This is a genomic window from Pseudomonas brassicacearum (assembly GCF_003732175.1).
Lineage (GTDB): Bacteria > Pseudomonadota > Gammaproteobacteria > Pseudomonadales > Pseudomonadaceae > Aquipseudomonas > Aquipseudomonas brassicacearum_G.
Window position 1 is genome coordinate 129,005 of record NZ_MOBI01000004.1, and the last position, 14,999, is coordinate 144,003.

The 14,999-nt window shown below is 60.2% G+C and carries 10 protein-coding genes; 4 read left to right on the forward strand and 6 right to left on the reverse strand.

The features are described from left to right. Positions 1 to 69 precede the first annotated feature (69 nt). Positions 70 to 1,563: a YifB family Mg chelatase-like AAA ATPase gene (locus BK658_RS03480; RefSeq protein ID WP_123581075.1), complete on the forward strand. Its 1,494-nt coding sequence runs from the start codon at positions 70 to 72 to the stop codon at positions 1,561 to 1,563. 6 nt (positions 1,564 to 1,569) lie between these two features. Here the strand turns inward: BK658_RS03480 and BK658_RS03485 are convergent, their stop codons facing one another. The 3 genes from BK658_RS03485 to BK658_RS03495 all read right to left on the reverse strand — a co-directional run bounded on the left by BK658_RS03485 (position 1,570) and on the right by BK658_RS03495 (position 6,021). Continuing rightward, on the reverse strand, positions 1,570 to 2,784 hold the full coding sequence (locus BK658_RS03485) for an aldose 1-epimerase family protein (protein WP_123581076.1): 1,215 nt from the start codon (positions 2,782 to 2,784) through the stop codon (positions 1,570 to 1,572). 149 nt (positions 2,785 to 2,933) lie between these two features. Beyond that, positions 2,934 to 4,910 (reverse strand): methyl-accepting chemotaxis protein, encoded by a 1,977-nt coding sequence (locus BK658_RS03490; RefSeq protein WP_123581077.1) that lies wholly within the window; start codon positions 4,908 to 4,910, stop codon positions 2,934 to 2,936. A 190-nt stretch (positions 4,911 to 5,100) separates the two neighbouring features. Continuing rightward, complete coding sequence (locus tag BK658_RS03495; protein ID WP_123581078.1) at positions 5,101 to 6,021, reverse strand: LysR substrate-binding domain-containing protein; 921 nt, start codon at positions 6,019 to 6,021, stop codon at positions 5,101 to 5,103. Positions 6,022 to 6,179: 158 nt separating this feature from the next. On the opposite strand from BK658_RS03495, the gene BK658_RS03500 reads away from it, so the two are divergent. Beyond that, positions 6,180 to 7,577, forward strand: coding sequence for a NorM family multidrug efflux MATE transporter (locus BK658_RS03500; protein ID WP_123581160.1), 1,398 nt, complete (start codon positions 6,180 to 6,182; stop codon positions 7,575 to 7,577). Between the two features lie 122 nt (positions 7,578 to 7,699). Here BK658_RS03500 and BK658_RS03510 read toward each other — a convergent pair whose 3' ends face one another. Continuing rightward, complete coding sequence (locus BK658_RS03510) at positions 7,700 to 9,370, reverse strand: putative bifunctional diguanylate cyclase/phosphodiesterase (protein ID WP_123581080.1); 1,671 nt, start codon at positions 9,368 to 9,370, stop codon at positions 7,700 to 7,702. Positions 9,371 to 9,635: 265 nt separating this feature from the next. Here BK658_RS03510 and rep point away from each other — a divergent pair, with 265 nt between their 5' ends. Together rep and BK658_RS03520 are read left to right on the forward strand one after the other, a co-directional pair. Continuing rightward, positions 9,636 to 11,645, forward strand: a complete 2,010-nt coding sequence (gene rep, locus BK658_RS03515) for a DNA helicase Rep (protein ID WP_054594630.1) — start codon at positions 9,636 to 9,638, stop codon at positions 11,643 to 11,645. Positions 11,646 to 11,702: 57 nt separating this feature from the next. Then, positions 11,703 to 12,275: a xanthine phosphoribosyltransferase gene (locus BK658_RS03520; protein WP_054594631.1), complete on the forward strand. Its 573-nt coding sequence runs from the start codon at positions 11,703 to 11,705 to the stop codon at positions 12,273 to 12,275. A 121-nt stretch (positions 12,276 to 12,396) separates the two neighbouring features. On the opposite strand, the gene BK658_RS03525 is transcribed toward BK658_RS03520, so the two are convergent. Together BK658_RS03525 and BK658_RS03530 are read right to left on the reverse strand one after the other, a co-directional pair. Next, positions 12,397 to 14,322: an acetyl-CoA hydrolase/transferase C-terminal domain-containing protein gene (locus BK658_RS03525; RefSeq protein ID WP_123581081.1), complete on the reverse strand. Its 1,926-nt coding sequence runs from the start codon at positions 14,320 to 14,322 to the stop codon at positions 12,397 to 12,399. A gap of 133 nt (positions 14,323 to 14,455) precedes the next feature. Beyond that, on the reverse strand, positions 14,456 to 14,872 hold the full coding sequence (locus tag BK658_RS03530; protein ID WP_019694257.1) for a c-type cytochrome: 417 nt from the start codon (positions 14,870 to 14,872) through the stop codon (positions 14,456 to 14,458). Between the last annotated feature and the right edge of the window lie 127 nt (positions 14,873 to 14,999).

Sequence of the window (14,999 nt, forward strand, 5' to 3'; positions counted from 1 at the left end):
AAACCGCTACGCCGCAACTACCCTTCAAAAAACCGCAGGAAGCGGTTCTCGCAAGCTCAAGGAATGATCATGTCTCTGGCCATCGTCCATAGCCGCGCCCAAGTCGGTGTGGAAGCGCCCGCCGTTACCGTAGAAGTCCATCTGGCCAACGGCTTGCCGTCGCTGACGATGGTGGGGTTGCCGGAGGCCGCGGTGAAGGAAAGCAAGGACCGGGTGCGCAGTGCGATCATCAATTCCGGGCTGCAATTCCCGGCACGGCGCATCACCTTGAATCTCGCCCCGGCTGACCTACCGAAGGACGGCGGACGATTCGATCTGGCGATCGCCCTTGGGATTCTGGCTGCCAGTGTGCAGGTGCCGGCCCTGACGCTGGATGATGTGGAGTGTCTGGGAGAGCTGGCGCTGTCAGGCGCGGTGCGGGCGGTTCGTGGTGTGTTGCCGGCGGCACTCGCGGCGCGCAAGGCGGGACGATCGCTGATGGTGCCGCGGGCAAATGCCGAGGAAGCGTGCCTGGCGTCAGGACTCAAGGTTATTGCGGTGGATCATCTGCTGGAGGCGGTCGCGCACTTCAATGGCCACACACCGGTAGAACCGTTTGTTTCCAATGGTTTGCTCTACGCCAGCAAACCCTACCCCGATTTAAATGAAGTGCAGGGCCAGATTGCGGCCAAGCGTGCATTACTGATTGCAGCTGCGGGGGCTCATAACCTGCTGTTCAGCGGGCCACCGGGAACAGGGAAAACCCTGCTGGCGAGTCGTTTGCCTGGGCTGTTGCCGCCACTGGCCGAGAGCGAAGCGCTGGAAGTCGCGGCGATTCAATTGGTAACCAGTTGTGTGCCGTTGAGCCATTGGCCTCAACGACCGTTCCGCCAACCACACCATTCAGCATCCGGCCCGGCACTGGTGGGCGGAGGCTCGAAACCACAGCCCGGTGAAATCACCCTCGCCCACCATGGTGTTCTGTTCCTCGATGAGCTGCCGGAGTTTGATCGCAAGGTGCTGGAGGTGCTGAGAGAGCCGCTGGAGTCGGGGTGCATCGTGATTTCCCGGGCCCGTGACCGCGTACGTTTTCCCGCGCGCTTTCAACTGGTGGCCGCCATGAATCCGTGCCCCTGTGGATATCTTGGCGAGCCGAGCGGACGCTGCTGTTGTTCTCCGGACCAGATCCAGCGTTATCGGAATAAGCTGTCGGGGCCGCTGTTGGACCGAATTGATCTGCACCTGACGGTTGCCCGCGAAGTCACGGCGTTGAATCCGGCACCAAAACCCGGCGATGACACCGTAACCGCCGCAGCCCTGGTCGCGGACGCAAGGGAGCGGCAACACAAACGCCAGGGCTGCGCCAATGCCTTCCTCGATTTGCCGGGCCTGCGGCGACACTGCACGTTATCCACAGCCGACGAAACCTGGCTGGAAACCGCGTGCGAACGATTGACCTTGTCGCTGCGGGCGGCCCATCGGTTGCTCAAGGTGGCGCGCACCCTGGCGGACCTTGAACAAGTCGATGGCATCACCCGCGAGCATTTGGCCGAGGCGTTGCAGTATCGACCGAGCGCAAACTAGTCGAGGTTATTCCTTGGTCAGATCCACCAACGGTGTTTGCCTTACCTCAGTCTCCCGCCCACCCTGAATCTCACTCACCTGCGCCAACGCTTTATCCACAGCCGCTTTATCCGCCAGCAAGCTGTAGCTGATCTGGAACTGCTTCTGCTCCTTGGCCGCAATCGTCGGCACCAGGTTCAGAGGCCGCTGATACCGACGGTTATAGGAAAAGCTCGTCCCCGGCTCCAGCCCCGTGACATAGCCCTGGCCTTGGGTATCGGTGTTTTTCCACAGGGAGAACACCGGCAATTGCAGGGTATTGAAACCAACCGACACCCCAAGGCTGCCCGCCTTGTTGTGCAGCACCGTCAGCGTGTCGCCCTTGGCATCGGCATACGGCACGACGTTGTAGACGGTTTCGTCGTAGTCCTTGGTCGGTGCGCGGTAGGTTTGCCAGTCGGGCAAATCCCCCTTGGCCTTGTCGTTGAACGGTGACACCTGTTTCACCGGCGCAGCGAAGCGGGCGCCCTGTTCCAGGAACGGGGTGCTGAAGTTGCTGTGGTAGAGCGCCTGGTATTCCTTCGGATAGTCGCCGTTGTTGGTCAGGGTGTCATTGAGGGCGAAGCGCACGCTGCCAGGCTCGGTGACCAGTTCGGTGCTCACCGAGAAGTCGACTTTCTTGAACGCCTGCTCTTTCAACTCACCGCGCAGGCTGATGGCATAGGGCGGTTTTTCATCGATGTGCAAAGTGACTTTGCTGGCCGGAATGTTCGCGGCACGGCCATGCAGGGTCAGCAGTTCGCCGTTGTCCATGCCGGGGTGGCCGACCCATTCGTAGCCGCAGCGGGCGACCAGTTCGTTGAAGCCTTCGAGCCAGCCCAATCCGCCGCGCCCGTTGAGTTCGATGAAGGATGGATTGACCACGTCCTTGACCGGCGAATCCCAACCCATGCGCACATTGCCTACCGATGCCTGCAGGACGTTCATCCCACGGGTCGGCACCACCGAGAGTTTCATCGTGCCGTTATCAATGTCGACGATACTGACGCCCTCCTGCCGACCACCGTGCAGGGTGCGCAGGGTCACGGAAAACGGTTTGTCGGTTTTCACACCGAGCTGCTGGCTGGTGATTTGCTGGTTCTGGGCAGCCTTGTCGGTATCGAGCAGCACGTAATCCCAAGCCATAACATGGGAGGCAGCGGTCATTGCGCCGAGAGTGACAAGCAGTTTGAGCGGGGTCATGGGGAAAGCCTTTCTTGGAGTTGTGCGATTTTTATAGCGCTGATGAAACGTTTCAGCAAGCTTAAAAATGCATAACTCCCGCAAACCTCAGTCGGCGGGTTCAATCGCCAACAACAGGCTTGTCAGCGAAGGCGATTCCAGAGATGACCTCAGCGAAAACGATCAACCTCATGCCGCAACTCTGCCGCCAGGTTTTCCAGTTCCTTGGCAGTAATTGCCAGGTTCGACACCACTTCACGCTGCTCGCTGTTGGCCATGGCGATGCTTTGCAGGTTGCTGCTGAGCAAGGTCGCGGTGCTGCTCTGCTCTTGGGTGGCGGTGGTGATCGCGGCGAATTGCTGGCCGGCCGAGCGGCTTTGTTCGTCGATCAGTGCCAGCGCCGACGCGACATTGGCATTGCGCGTCAGGCCTTCGTGCATCAGCAGTTTGCCTTGCTCCATGGTGCTGATGGCGTTACCGGTTTCCTGCTGAATGCTTTGGATCATCCCGGAAATCTCGTCAGTCGCTTCGCGAGTACGCGAGGCCAGGTTACGCACTTCGTCTGCCACCACCGCAAAACCACGGCCCTGTTCGCCGGCACGCGCGGCTTCGATGGCGGCGTTGAGCGCCAGTAAATTGGTTTGATCGGCAATCGCGGTAATCACCCCGACAATGCCGCCGATTTCCTGGGAACGCTGACCCAGGGTGTTGATCACCGTCGCCGTGCTATTGAGGGCACTAGCAATCTGCTCAAGGGACGAAGAGGCTTCTTCCATCGAGGTACGACCGATCCGTGTTTGTTGTGCGTTTTCCTGGGCCAGACGCTCGGTGTTGCCCATGTTGTCAGCGATGTTCAGCGAGGTCGCACTGAACTCTTCCACGGCACCGGCCATGCTGGTGATTTCGCCGGACTGCTGCTCCATCCCTTCATACGCACCGCCGGACAACCCGGATAATGCCTGCGCGCGACTGTTGACCTCTTCCGAGGCCTTGCGGATGTGCTCGACCATGGTCGATAGCGCCTGGCTCATCTGATTGAAGCTGCGCGCCAGTTGACCGATTTCATCATGGCTCGACACGTTCATACGCACACTCAGATCACCCGCGCCCAAGGCTTCGGCCTGCCGCACCAGGTCACCCAACGGCGCCAGTTTGCTGCGCAACAGCCAGACCGCCGCGCCCACCGCCAGCAGCATCGCCAGCAGGCTGCCAATGGCCAGGCGGATACCGACGCTCCAGGTCACTGCGCGGATTTCGCTTTTCGGCATGCTCGCCACTACTGACCATGGCCCGCCCTCGAATGGCACGGCAACGCTGTAGAAGTCTTCGGACTTGTCGCTCCAGAACGCGCCCTGCCCCGGTGTCCTGGCCAAACCGGCGATGGTCGAAGTCGACTGATCCAGCGCCTGCACGCCGGCCGGCGGCACCAGCCATTTGTTTTGTTCATCGAGCAGCGCCAGCGAACCTGTCTGGCCGATGCGGAAGCGTTTGAGGTTATCGAACTGCGCGCTCTGCGCGTCGGTGTAATCGAAACCCACGAACAACACCGCGATCACCTTGCCGCTGCTGTCGCGTACGGGGGTGTACTGCGTCATGTAGGAGCGATCGAACAGCAAGGCCCGGCCGACATAGCTTTGCCCCGCTATCAGCCGCTGATAGGCCGGGTGCGCATGATCAAGCAGCGTGCCGATGGCACGGCTGCCGTCCTGCTTGCTCAACGAGGTACTGACCCGAATGAAATCCTCGCCACTGCGCACGAACAATGTCGCCACGCCGGCAGTCATTTGCTTGAACTCGTCGACCTTGTCGAAGTTGTTGTTCAGCACCTCGTTGCCCAGATGCAGGCCCGGAGTCTGCACGCCCGCCACCGTCACAGGCTGCTCCGGGTGCACGCTCAAACCGCTGCTGAAACGCTTTTCAAACAACCCGCTCAGGCGCTGGGTACTCTCGCGAAGGGTGCCGTGGAAAGTGCTCAACTGGTCGGCCAGCAACCGCGCCTCACTGGCCAGATGCTCTTCACGCGTGTCGAGGTTGGCGGAATCCAGCGAACGCAGGGCGAACACCGTGCTGCCACTGATGACGACCGCCAGGATGACGGCAAGGGCAAGCCCCAATTGTGAGGCGATCCGGGCACGAGGTTGAGACATGACAGCTCCTGGCCGAGGAGCCGGATCATCCTGATCGCGTCGCGTGGCTCGGCAAAATATCCAGTAATAGGGGAAGCGCGAAACCTTTCAGAACGAAGGTCCCACTTTCAGGGATTCGGCGGCGCGGTTGAATACTTGAGCGATTCACAAGGATATCGCTCAAGGCTGCCATGGCGGCGGCTACATCGACTCAGCCGAGGCGCTCGACATCCGGCAATTCCATGGCCTGAACCTCGCCTTGGAGGAAGTCGCTGAGACGGCGCAAACGTTCACCGCCAGGGCGGGTTTTCGGCCAGACCAGGTAATAATTCAGACCGCTGGCAACAGCGGTCGGCCACGGCAAACTCAGCCGTCCCTGAGCCACATCTTCGGCCACCATCAACAAGTCACCCATCGACACCCCATAACCCCGGGCAGCAGCGATCATCCCCAACTCCAGCGTGTCGAACACCTGCCCGCCCTTGAGCGACACCTGCTCTGACAGCCCCATGCGTTCCAGCCAACTGCGCCAGTCACGACGATCGGGAGTCGGGTGAAGCAGTTCAGTGCTGGCCAGCCGCTCGATACCCCATGGTTGATCATTCAACAGATTCGGTGAGCCGACCGGGATCAGCAGTTCGGGGAACAGGTAACTGGCTTCCCAGTCTGGTGGAAAATGCCCGTTGCTCAGCAACACTGCGCAATCGAACGGTTCATGATTGAAGTCCACCGAGTCGACGTCCATCCAGGCGCTGGTCAGTTGCACCTCGTTGCCTGGCTGCAAATGCCGAAAGCGACTGAGTCGCGCCAGCAGCCAGCGCATGGTCAGGGTCGAAGGGGCTTTCATGCGCAAGACGTCATCTTCGGCGCGCAACGTATTGCAGGCCCGTTCCAGCGCGCCAAAACCTTCACGCACGCCAGGCAGCAGCAAACGCGCGGCCTCGGTCAGCTGCAGATTGCGACCGCTGCGCTGAAACAACCGACAGGCAAAATGCTCCTCCAGCGTACGCACATGTCGGCTGATGGCACTTTGAGTGATCGACAACTCTTCTGCTGCACGGGTAAACGAACTGTGCCGGGCAGCGGCCTCGAAAGCGCGAAGGGCATACAACGGAGGAAGACGACGAGACATCAGGAAAGCTCCTATAGCGCGACCCCGAAACCTTATCAGAAACTCTCCGGCATGAGTTTTAGTCATGCGAGCAATCGTTTTTATCCCTTTGTGCAAACGCTTGCGAGCGCCGAGAATCAACCCTTCCCGATTTTTCTGACTAAACGAGCGTGATGATCATGCAGCATCCAGCACGTACCGAACTCTGGGCCATCCTGCGGCTGGCGGGGCCGTTGATCGCCTCGCAGTTGGCGCACATGCTGATGATCCTCACCGATACCTTGATGATGGCCCGGCTTAGCCCGGAGGCGTTGGCCGGTGGCGGCCTGGGCGCGGCGAGCTATTCGTTCGTGTCGATTTTCTGCATCGGCGTGATTGCGGCGGTCGGCACGTTGGTGGCGATCCGGCAGGGTGCCGGCGACATTGAAGGCGCCGCACGGCTGACCCAGGCCGGGCTCTGGCTGGCGTGGTTGATGGCGCTGGTGGCGGGTCTGCTGCTGTGGAACCTCAAACCGGTGCTGTTGCTGTTCGGCCAGACCGAAAGCAACGTGCACGCGGCCGGCCAGTTCCTGTTGATTCTGCCGTTCGCCCTGCCCGGCTACCTGAGCTTCATGGCCCTGCGCGGTTTTACCAGCGCCATTGGCCGGACAACACCGGTGATGGTCATCAGCCTCGTCGGGACCGTAGCCAATTTTCTGCTCAACTATGCGCTGATCACCGGCATGTTCGGCCTGCCGAAAATGGGTTTGATGGGAATCGGTCTGGTCACCGCCATCGTCGCCAACTGCATGGCGCTGGGCCTGGCCTGGCATATTCGCCAGCACCCGGCTTACGACGCGTACCCACTGCGCAAGGGCCTGTCACGGCCCAATCGCCAGTACCTGCGCGAGCTATGGCGTCTCGGCCTGCCGATTGGCGGCACCTACGCGGTAGAGGTCGGCCTGTTTGCGTTCGCCGCGTTATGCATGGGCACCATGGGCAGTACGCAATTGGCGGCGCATCAGATCGCCCTGCAAATCGTCTCGGTGGCGTTCATGATTCCGGCGGGGCTTTCGTATGCGATCACCATGCGCATCGGCCAGCACTACGGCGCCGGGCAGTTGCTCAATGCGCGCTTGGCCGGGCGGGTCGGGATTGCCTTTGGTGGCGCGGCGATGCTCGGGTTTGCCATGGTCTTCTGGCTGCTGCCGAACCCACTGGTGGGACTGTTCCTGGACCATAACGACCCGGCGTTTCGCGAAGTGATCAATCTTGCGGTGAGTCTGTTGATGGTGGCGGCGTGGTTCGAGTTTTTCGACGGCACGCAAACCATCGCCATGGGCTGTATTCGCGGTCTGAAGGATGCCAAGACTACCTTCCTGGTCGGCCTCGCCTGCTATTGGCTGATCGGCGCTCCGGCTGCATGGTTGATGGCTTTCCACCTCCATTGGGGGCCGACAGGTGTTTGGTGGGGTCTGGCGCTGGGGCTGGCCTGCTCGGCCGTGAGCCTGACACTGGCGTTCGAATGGAAGATGAAGCGGATGATCCGGCGTGAGCCGGCGTCACGGCCGGCGTTTCAGGTCATTCAGCCAGACTGAGATCTCAGTGGGAGCGAGCCTGCTCGCGATGAGGCCATGCAGGCAAACATTGATGTCGACTGATACTCCGCTATCGCGAGCAGGCTCGCTCCCACAAGGGTTCGTGCCAGATGACAGATCGGTTAAATCACCACTTCCAGCGCCTGTTGGCTGGAACCGAAGGTCAGGTATTCAACCAGCTCGGCCAATGGCAACGGTTTGCTGATCAGGTAACCCTGCACCTGATCACAACCAAAATCACGCAGCAGCTCAAGCTGTTCAGGGGTTTCAACGCCCTCGGCGACCACTTCCAGGTTGAGGTTGTGGGCCAGGTTGATCATCGCGTGGACCAGCTTGCGATTTTCCTCACGCGTCTCCATGCCACCGACAAAGCTTTTGTCGATTTTCAGCAAGGCAATCGGCAGGCTGTTGAGGTGCACGAATGACGAAAAACCGGTGCCGAAATCGTCCAGGGAGAAACGCACGCCCAGACGCCCCAAAGCGTCCATGGTCTGTTTGACCAGATCGCTGCGGCGCATCACGGCGGTTTCCGTCAGCTCGAATTCCAGCCACTGCGCTTCAACACCGCGCTCGGCAATCAACCGGCTCAACGTTGACAGCAACTGACTGTCCTGGAACTGTCGGAACGACAAGTTGACCGCCATGTGCAACGGCGGCAGACCGCGTTCGCGTAATGCCTGCATGTCGCGCAAGGCACGGGAAATCACCCAGTACCCCAACGGCACGATCAAACCGCTCTGCTCGGCCAGCGGCACGAACTCGCTCGGCGGCAGCAGCCCGCGCTCGCCATGACGCCAGCGCACCAGAGCCTCGAGGCCGACGATTTGCCCGTCGTCGAGGTTCAGCCGCGGCTGGTAATGCAGTTCCAGCTCATCGCGGCGCAAGGCCCGGCGCAGTTCGCTTTCAAGATCGGCGAGGCTGCGCGCGTTGCGGTTGATGCGTTCATTGAAGATATGAAAGGTGCAGCCTTGAGTGCTTTTGGCCTGCTGCATGGCGATGTGTGCGTGCCACATCAGCGGGTCGGCGCCAGCCTGCGCACGCGCGTGGGCGATGCCCAGGCTGCAGCCGATCAACAGGCTTTCGCCGTCGACCCAGTAAGGTTCGGCCATGACTTCGGTGATGCGTTCGGCCATCCACTCCGCGCGCTGCGGCGCGCGGCGGGTATCGATGAGCAAAGCGAATTCGTCGCTGCCCAGACGCGCCAGTTGATCACCGGCCTCAAGCTGGCTCTTGAGCCGCGAGACCACTTGCAGGATCAACCGGTCACCGGCCTGGTGGCCGAGGGCGTCGTTGGCGTGTCGGAAGTTGTCGAGGTCGAGGTGCCCCAACGCGAGGCCACGGCCGTCGTTTTCCGCCAGACGCGCCGCCAGCAGGGTCTGAAAGCCCTGGCGGTTGGCAATCCCGGTCAACGGGTCCTGCTCGGCGAGACGCTGCAGGGTGTTTTCGAGCACACCGCGCTCACGCACATGGCGCAGGCAGCGGCGCAATGTATCCACATCCAGCGCATCGCGAACCAGCCAGTCGCTGACACCGTCCGGTGGGATGGACGGTTCATGCTCGAGCAACAGCACCGTCGGCAGGCTGCAACGGCCCGGCTCCGGTTGAAGTGCTGGAATGGTCAACAGGACCGCACTGCGGTTGTCAGCAAATAGACTGCTCACCGACTCCCAGGTCGGTGCACTGATCAGCACAGCCGAGCTCCCCATAGGAGCCAGACACTCGCGTAACAACGCTGCCCACGCTGGCTCTTCGGCCAGTAGCAGCAAACGCAAGGGTTCGACAGGCGTAGACAAGCTAGCTCCCTAGACTCTGCAAAAGATGTTGGCGGTGGGCATTATGACGCGCAGATAAACAATGACCAATGATATTGATTATCAAACACTCTGTTGTACCGCTGTGAATCGAACATTAGTCGCCAATTCAGCACGCATCCTGCGGGAAAGTAACAAAACCGGCAAATTTAGATAGCGTGGTACGTCACAAGTCGGAGAGAGGCAGCAGAATCTGTGCATCCTGTTAAAATGCCTGCCCTTTTCGCAAACGACTCCCTTTTCCGTCATGTCCCGACTCAATCCCCGGCAGCAAGAAGCCGTGAGCTACGTCGGCGGCCCACTTTTGGTGCTCGCCGGTGCTGGCTCCGGCAAGACCAGTGTTATCACCCGCAAAATCGCCCACCTGATCCAGAGCTGTGGCATTCGCGCCCAGTACATCGTCGCCATGACCTTTACCAACAAGGCCGCGCGCGAGATGAAGGAGCGGGTCGGCACATTGCTCAAGGGTGGTGAAGGACGCGGTCTGACGGTGTGCACGTTCCACAACCTTGGGCTGAACATCATCCGCAAGGAGCATGTGCGGCTGGGCTACAAACCGGGCTTCTCGATTTTCGACGAGACCGACGTCAAAGCCCTGATGACCGACATCATGCAAAAAGAATACTCGGGCGACGACGGCGTCGACGAGATCAAGAACATGATCGGCGCCTGGAAAAACGACCTGATCCTGCCACCCGAAGCCCTGGAAAACGCCCGCAATCCCAAGGAGCAGACCGCCGCTATCGTCTACACCCACTACCAGCGCACGCTCAAGGCGTTCAACGCGGTGGATTTCGACGACCTGATCCTGCTGCCGGTGAAGCTGTTCCAGGAACACGCCGACATTCTCGAAAAGTGGCAGAACAAAGTCCGCTACCTGCTAGTGGACGAGTATCAGGACACCAACGCCAGCCAGTACCTGCTGGTGAAATTGCTGATCGGCACCCGAAACCAGTTCACCGTGGTGGGCGACGATGACCAGTCGATCTACGCCTGGCGCGGTGCCCGCCCGGAAAACCTGATGCTGCTCAAGGACGACTATCCGTCCTTGAAAGTGGTGATGCTGGAGCAAAACTACCGCTCCACGAGCCGCATCCTGCGCTGCGCCAACGTGTTGATCTCGAACAACCCCCACGAGTTTGAAAAACAGCTGTGGAGCGAGATGGGCCATGGCGACGAGATCCGGGTGATCCGCTGCCGCAACGAAGACGCCGAAGCCGAGCGCGTGGCCGTGGAAATCCTCAGCCTGCACCTGCGCACCGACCGCCCGTACAGCGATTTCGCGATCCTCTACCGCGGAAACTACCAGGCCAAGCTGATCGAACTGAAGCTGCAACACCACCAGGTTCCGTATCGCCTTTCCGGTGGCAACAGCTTCTTCGGACGCCAGGAAGTCAAAGACCTGATGGCCTACTTCCGCCTGATCGTGAATCCGGATGACGACAACGCCTTCCTGCGGGTGATCAACGTCCCACGCCGGGAAATCGGTTCGACCACGCTGGAGAAGCTCGGTAACTACGCGACCGAACGCAAGATCTCGATGTATGCCGCGACCGATGAAATCGGCCTGGGCGAACATCTGGACAGCCGCTTCACCGATCGTCTGGCACGCTTCAAGCGTTTCATGGACCGTGTGCGTGAGCAGTGCGCCGGCGAAGACCCGATCTCCGCCCTGCGCAGCATGGTCATGGACATCGACTACGAGAACTGGCTGCGCACCAACAGTTCCAGCGACAAGGCCGCCGACTACCGCATGGGTAACGTCTGGTTCCTGATCGAGGCGCTGAAGAACACCCTGGAAAAAGACGAAGACGGCGAAATGACCGTCGAAGACGCCATCGGCAAGCTGGTCTTGCGCGACATGCTCGAACGTCAGCAGGAAGAGGAAGACGGCGCCGAAGGCGTACAGATGATGACCTTGCACGCCTCCAAGGGCCTGGAATTCCCCTACGTGTTCATCATGGGCATGGAAGAGGAAATCCTCCCGCACCGCTCCAGCATCGAAGCCGACACCATCGAAGAAGAACGCCGTTTGGCCTACGTCGGGATTACCCGTGCACGCCAGACCCTGGCGTTCACCTTTGCCGCCAAACGCAAACAGTACGGCGAAATCATCGACTGCTCGCCGAGCCGTTTCCTCGATGAACTGCCGCCGGACGACCTGGCCTGGGAAGGCAACGACGACACCCCGACCGAAGTCAAAGCCGTGCGTGGCAATAGCGCATTGGCGGATATCCGCGCGATGTTAAAGCGCTAGAATCGGCTACTTTTTAACCGACTTTTTGGCGCTTAACGCGCTTTATGAGGAAGCTTCATGGAAGCACTGCACAAGAAAATTCGCGAAGAAGGCATCGTGCTTTCCGACCAGGTCCTGAAAGTCGACGCCTTTCTGAATCACCAGATCGACCCGCAATTGATGAAGCTGATCGGCGACGAATTCGCCACGCTGTTCAAGGATTCGGGGATCACCAAGATTGTCACCATCGAAGCATCGGGCATCGCTCCGGCGATCATGACCGGTCTGAACCTCGGCGTGCCGGTGATCTTCGCCCGCAAGCACCAGTCCCTGACCCTGACTGAAAACCTGCTGTCGGCGAGCGTTTACTCGTTCACCAAGCAAACCGAAAGCACCGTGGCCATCTCTCCACGTCATCTGACCAGCAGCGACCGCGTGCTGATCATCGACGACTTCCTGGCCAACGGTAAGGCGTCGCAGGCGCTGATCTCGATCATCAAACAGGCCGGCGCCACTGTGGCAGGCCTGGGTATCGTGATCGAGAAATCGTTCCAGGGCGGCCGCGCCGAGCTGGACGCGCAAGGCTACCGCGTCGAATCCCTGGCCCGGGTCAAGTCCTTGGCCGATGGCGTCGTGACCTTCATCGAATAACCCCAGGCAATGATCGTTCCCACGCTCCGCGTGGGAATGCATCAACAGGACGCTCTGCGTCCGCTCCGGAATGTGACGCGGAGCGTCACGGGCGGCATTCCCACGCAGAGCGTGGGAACGATCAGGCTTGGGTTGTGGCCTTCAGGCCTGCCAGCAGCAACCGCTGATACAAGTCCTCCTTCAATCCCTCAGGCTTCGTCAGTTGCATCCGCTCCAGATGAACCGGGTACTCCGATGGCTCCGGCGCATCCAGCGCAGCCTTGCCCAACGGCAAAATCTCGGTGAGTTTGAACTTGCTCTTGAGCCAGTTCAGCGCCCGCAACAAATCCCGCTCTTCGCTGCTGAAATCACTGCCCAGCGGATACTCTGGAAACAACCGAGGGTGCCGCGCAGCAATCGCCTGCAAGCGCTGCGGGCTATTGTCGGTGAAGCGCGGATCAAGGCAAAAATCCTTCGGCAATTTGCCGGCCTTCTGCGCCTGTTCGATCAAGCCTGGCTGGAAGCGCGAGTCGCTGATGTTGAGCAACGCCTCGATCACCTTGGCATCGGTCTTGCCGCGCAAATCGGCGATGCCGTATTCAGTGATCACAATGTCACGCAAGTGCCGCGGAATCGTGCAGTGGCCGTACCTCCAGACCATGTTCGAGCTCACTTCACCGCCCGACTCACGCCAGCTGCGCAAAATCAGAATCGAGCGCGCCCCTTCCAGCGCATGGCCCTGGACGACGAAGTTGTATTGCCCGCCCACACCGCTGAGCACCCGCCCATCTTCCAATTGATCAGCGACACCGGCGCCGAGCAAGGTCATGGTGAACGCGCTGTTGATGAAACGCGCATCCCGGCGCTGCAAGCGTTTTAGTTCTTCCTGACCGTACAGTTCGTTGATGTAGCTGATGGCGGTCATGTTGAATTCAGCGAGCTTGCTGTGGGGTAAATCCCGCAACCGCTGATAGAAACTGCGCGGCCCGAGGAAAAATCCACCGTGTATCGAGATGCCGCCCACTTGAGCCGACTCATCCAGGGTCCCGGCATTGGCGTGCTGTTGCAGGGCAACGCTCGGATAAACCTTACGCCGCACGATCCCGGCATCGGATAACGCCAGCAGACCGTTGACGAACATCTCGCTGCAACCATAAAGCCCCTTGGCGAAGGGCTCCACGCCGCCTTCACGACTGATCAGTGGTGCCCAGTAATGCACATCAAGGTCCGTCAACAGCGCACGGTAGCCGTCGTTATCCGCCTGCCGTGACAGCAACGCGGCGGTCAGTGCATCGCCCATGGCACCGATGCCGATTTGCAGGGTGCCTCCGTCCCGCACCAGGGTGCTGGCGTGCAGGCCGATGAAGTGATCCTGAAAGCCCACCGGCATGTTCGGTGTGGAAAACAGCGTGCTGCCCTCCTCCTCGTCGATCAGCAAATCGAACGCCTCACGGTCGACTTCCGAGTCCCCCGGCATGTACGGAAGGTCCCGGTGAACCTGGCCGAGCAGCAGAATGGTTTCCCCGGCAGCGCGGCGCTTGGCAATCATCGGCAACAGGTCGAGGGTGATGTCCGGGTTGCAAGTCAGGCTCAGTCGATCCGGCTGTTGCGGGTCATGGGCCACCAGTTGCGCCACCAGGTTCAACCCGGCGGCATTGATATCCCGGGCTGCGTGGCTGTAGTTGCTGCTGACGTAGTCCTGCTGCGCCGATGCGCTGTGCAGCAAGCTGCCGGGCTGCATGAAGAACTGCTCGATGTGAATGTTCGCCGGGAGGCTGTCACGGTGCAGGTCGGCGAGAAAATCCAGCTCGGGATAGTCGCCAAACACTCGCTCGACGAAGGGCCCCAGAAAGCGCCGCTGCAAGCCGTCCCCCAATGCCGGACGCCCCAGGCTCAACGCGGTGTAGACCGTCAGCTGCCGCTCGGGCAACTGGGCGATGCGCTGATAGAGCGCGTTGACGAAACGGTTGGGCTTGCCCAGCCCCAGCGGCAGGCCGAGGTGTATATGCGCTGGCAAACGTGCGAGCACATCATCGACTGCCTGTTCGATTGATACCGACTGCACCATCAGACCCTCCCGACCTGTCCATGAATTGAGGTAGTCCGAGCTTGCCGGGTCCTGATCGTTATGACCAGTCTCGAGGTCAAATCCCAGGCACAAAAAAGCCGCTCGCAAGCGGCTTTTTCGCTGAAGATGGGGCTTATTTCAGGCCGGACATCTTCTGGATGGCGCCTTCAAGATCTTTCACTTCGCAGTCGCTGCAGGTGCCTTTTGGCGGCATCGCGTTGAGACCTGTCAGCGCTACTTTCGCCAGGCCAGCAGCAGTGCCGCCTTCTTTGTCGGCGCGTTTTTTCCAGTCTGCAGCATCACCGATTTTCGGTGCGCCCAGCAGACCCGTGCCGTGGCAAGCATTGCAATGTTTGGCAATGATTTCATCGGGGGTCTTCGCTGCACCGCCGCCTACCGAAGCAGCAACTTCCATCCCCTTGCACTCTTGACCTTGTACACAGACCTGGCCGACGGGCTCAAGGCGCTTGGCGATATCGTCAGTGGTCGACGCTTGAGCGCTGACTGCCCAAAGGGCCAATACGGTTGCTGGTGCGGCCAGCATTTTCATAATTAGATTCACGCGTACACCCTCAATGGTGGCTAGTCACGCCCACGGCCACGGTTTCGCAGGCGGGCGCAAGTATAACGGTTAGCCCGCCACACTGAAACAACCCTAAAGTCCAAGGGGTATTAAG